The organism is Muricoccus nepalensis, assembly GCF_006438825.1.
Lineage (GTDB): Bacteria > Pseudomonadota > Alphaproteobacteria > Acetobacterales > Acetobacteraceae > Roseomonas > Roseomonas nepalensis.
This window is the reverse complement of record NZ_RCZP01000102.1, coordinates 1-3503: the sequence shown is the minus strand read 5'-3', so window position 1 is coordinate 3503 and position 3503 is coordinate 1. Positions and strand designations below refer to the sequence as shown.

2 protein-coding genes and 1 rRNA gene are annotated in these 3503 nt (G+C 71.9%); 1 reads left to right on the top strand and 2 read right to left on the bottom strand.

Going from position 1 to position 3503, the window contains the following annotated elements; translation table 11 throughout:
- Nucleotides 1-118 (bottom strand): 16S ribosomal RNA (locus tag EAH89_RS30570); the annotation flags it as partial.
- Between the two features lie 610 nt (nucleotides 119-728).
- Nucleotides 729-1226, bottom strand: coding sequence for a hypothetical protein (locus tag EAH89_RS30565; RefSeq protein ID WP_140887912.1), 498 nt, complete (start codon nucleotides 1224-1226; stop codon nucleotides 729-731).
- 189 nt (nucleotides 1227-1415) lie between these two features.
- Here EAH89_RS30565 and EAH89_RS30560 point away from each other — a divergent pair.
- On the top strand, nucleotides 1416-3503 hold a 2088-nt coding region (locus EAH89_RS30560; RefSeq protein ID WP_140887910.1), incomplete at its 3' end, for a type IA DNA topoisomerase.

Sequence of the window (3503 nt, the reverse complement as noted above, 5' to 3'; positions counted from 1 at the left end):
TGTTCCTACGCGTTACTCACCCGTCCGCCACTGACGATCCGAAAACCGCCCGTGCGACTTGCATGTGTTAAGCATGCCGCCAGCGTTCGCTCTGAGCCAGGATCAAACTCTCAAGTTCATCATGCCAATCACAGAGCAACCCAAAGGCCGCCCCATAACCAACACAACGCTCGATCAAGGCTCCGCTCACCACTCCCGATGACCCCATCGCCAACCCACCGTCATCGCCAAGGCGACAACCGGATCAGCTAAAAAGCCATCCATACTTCCAAAAGACCGATGCAATTTTGAAGGAACAGGGAACCCGAAGGTCCCATCGGCTTGCCCTGCCTTCCGCCCCGAAGCGTCGGAGAAGAAGCGAACCCGCCGTCTTGCTGGGGTGATATAGGCCGCTCTAGGCGCCGAGATCAACCCCTTTTTTCGTCCAGACCAAGAAGAAAATCCCCGGTCTTTCCAGAAGACGAAGATCGATCATTAAGATCTTTCTTCATCCTCCCCGCCACCACTCAGGCCCTAACTTATAAGGACCCCCGAGAATACTGGGCAATGCTTGCGTAAAGCTTGCCGAGACCTCGTGGTCACCCGCTAGTCTGGGAAACCTGCTTGAGAGCGGAGGCGGCAGATACTTCTCCCAGCGACCCGTGGCAAGTGGTGGCAGCCAGGATTTTAGGGCCGGTCAGCCTCCCTTGCCGCGGCGACACACGCGCCGGGTGTTGGGAAGAGGCGGCTCAGCCGCGCTCTGCCTCCGCCCGGCGACGGGCCGCAGCGCGCAGCCGGGCGGCGGTGGAGGCCCGCGCGGCCCGCTCCGGGGCAGGCCCGGCCTCGTCCCCGGCCGCCTCCGGCCGGCGGGAACGGCGCGTGGCGCCAGCGGGTACCGGGGCTTCCGTCCCCTCCACCCGCGCCCGGCGGCGCGCGGCGGCCAGCGGCGGCTCGGCGCGGGCCACGCCGCGCTCGAAGCGCGGCGCCACCTCCTCCTCGACGTAACGCGCCACCCGCGGGGTCCGCACCACCTCGCGAAAGGTGTCGAGGGGAACGTTGAGGAACTCTTCCGCCCCACCGCCCCGCCGCACTAGGCGCAGCGTCCCCGGCGCGGGCGGGTCGCCGCACCAGCGGGCCACGGCGAAGTCGGCGGAGGAGAGGGTGGAGCTGCTGCAGGTCTCCGCCCCCGCCGGCCCCGCCGCGGAAGCGAGGAGAAGGGAAAGGCCGAGGAGAAGGGAACGACTCATGCGATGCGGCTCTGCGATGGGCGCGGCGGCTTTACCCGCCCTTCCCGGCGCGGAACAGCCGGTCCGCCGCCTCAGGGCGGCGCGTGGCGCGGAAAAGCGCGCGGCGCTAGACACGCCTCACCGTGCCGGCCACGGCGCCCATCCCAATCTACCCCCACGCCACCCCGCGACAGGACCGCGACCCCGCCGATGCCCGGCCAGATCGTCATCACCGAGAAGACCAGCCAGGCGAAGGACGTCCGCGCCGCGGTCGGCGCCCGCTACGGCATGATCCTCCCGGCGGAGGGCCACCTCTTCGACCTCGTCGAGCCGGAGGAGGCCGTGCCGGAGTGGAAGCGCTGGTCCCCCATCCTTCTCCGGCCCGAGGGCCTCTACCGCACCAAGCCCGCCTCGGGCGGCAACAAGGCTTCCAAGCTGAAGGCGATCCGCGACGCGCTCCGCGGCGCCGAGACCGTCTGGCTCGCCACCGACTGCGACCGCGAGGGCCAGCTCATCGGCCAGGAGATCCTGGAGCACCTGAAGTACCGCGGCCGCGTCATGCGCGTGATCTTCACCGCCCAGGACCCGCAGACCATCCGCGACGCCTTCGCCCGGGCCCGCCCGAACGCCGAGTTCGCCCGCCTCTACGCCGCGGCCGTCGCGCGCCGCCAGGCGGACCAGATCTACAACCTCTCCCTTACCCGCACCGCGACCGTCACCCTCGCCCGCGGGGCCCGCGCGGTGATCGGCGTCGGCCGCGTGAAGACGCCGACGCTGGCCATCGTCTGCCGGCGCGAGCTCGAGATCCGAAACTTCGTCCCCCAGGCCTATTTCGAGGTCGTCGCCACCGCCGAGGCCGCCGCGGGCTCCCTCCGCCTCCGCCACGCGCCGAAGGAAAGGATCCTCAAGCGGGAGGACGCGGAGGCGATCGCCGCCCTGGCCGAGGGCTTCGAGGGCCCGCTTGCCGTCCGCGTGGAGGACAAGCGCCAGGGACCGCCCCGGCTCCACGACCTTCCCTCCCTCCAGAAGCTCTGCGGCTCCCGCTTCGGCTGGTCGGCGGCCCACACGCTGGAGGTGGCGCAGCAGCTCTACGACGGCGAGGGCAAGAAGGTCATCACCTACCCCCGCGCCGAGACGCGCTACCTGCCCGAGAGCCTCATCCCGGACGTGCCGCGCATCGTGGCCGGGCTGCGCGTCGGCCGCGCCTTCGCCGAGGTGCCGGTGCCCGATCCCCCCGTCGTCCGCCGCGGGGCCTCCGGCCACTTCCACGACAAGGGCCTGGCCGGCGCCAGCCACCACGCCGTCATCCCCAACGTGAACACGGTCGACACGCTCCGCGCCGCCTGGCCACGCCTGACGGCCGACGAGCGCAAGCTCTTCGACGTCATCGCGCGCTCCTACCTCGCCGCCGTGATGCCGGACTTCCGCTACCGGCAGACCACCGTCACGATGGACGTCCGCGGCCATCCCTTCCGCGCCGCCGGCCGCCAGCCGATCGAGCTCGGCTGGCGCGCGGCCTTCCCCAACTGGCAGCCGGCCGACGAGCGCGGCGAGGACGCGCAGCTCCTTCCGCCCCTGCGGGACGGCGAGCCCGCGCGGCTGCACGACGCGGCGGTGGAGGCCAAGGAGACCCGCCCGCCGCCCCGCTACAACGAGGGCACGCTGATCGAGGCCATGCAGAACGCCTGGCGCTTCGTGGAGGACGAGGCGCTGCAGGAGCGGCTGAAGGAGGCCAAGGGCATCGGCACCCCCGCGACCCGCGCCGAGATCATCCGCGGCCTGAAGGCGCAGGAGTTCCTCGTGGCCGACGGCAAGAACATCGTGCCCACCGAGCGCGGCCTCTCCCTCCACGCCGTGCTCGAGCGCGCCGACCCCGCCCTTGTCGACCCCGGCGTTACCGCGCAGATGGAGCGCCTGCTGGACGAGGTGCTGGTCGGCCAGCAAGAGATGATGGGCGCCATCGACGCCGTCTGCGCCCAGGCGAGCCGCATCATCGGCCGCCTGCAGGAGGCCCCCGCCGTCGACCCCGCCCTGCTCGGAGGCGCCCGGCGCGGCGGCGGCGCGGACCGCCCGCCCACCCCCGCGATGAAGAGCTTCGTGGACAGCCTGGCCCGGCAGAAGGGCATCAAGCCGCCCCGGGGCTACACCACCTCCGGCGCCGCCTGCCGCGCCTTCCTCGACGAGCACGCGGGCAAGCGGGCCGCGGCCCCGCCGGGCGGCGAGGCGCCGGGCGACGCCGCCCCGCCGCGCCCGGCTCCCGCGCGGCGCCGGGCCGCCCGCCCCGCCGCGGCGAAGCCC

Bases quoted from the DNA above. Each gene is read 5' to 3' on its own strand.
- EAH89_RS30565 (WP_140887912.1), bottom strand. From the start codon at position 1,226: ATGAGTCGTTCCCTTCTCCTCGGCCTTTCCCTTCTCCTCGCTTCCGCG.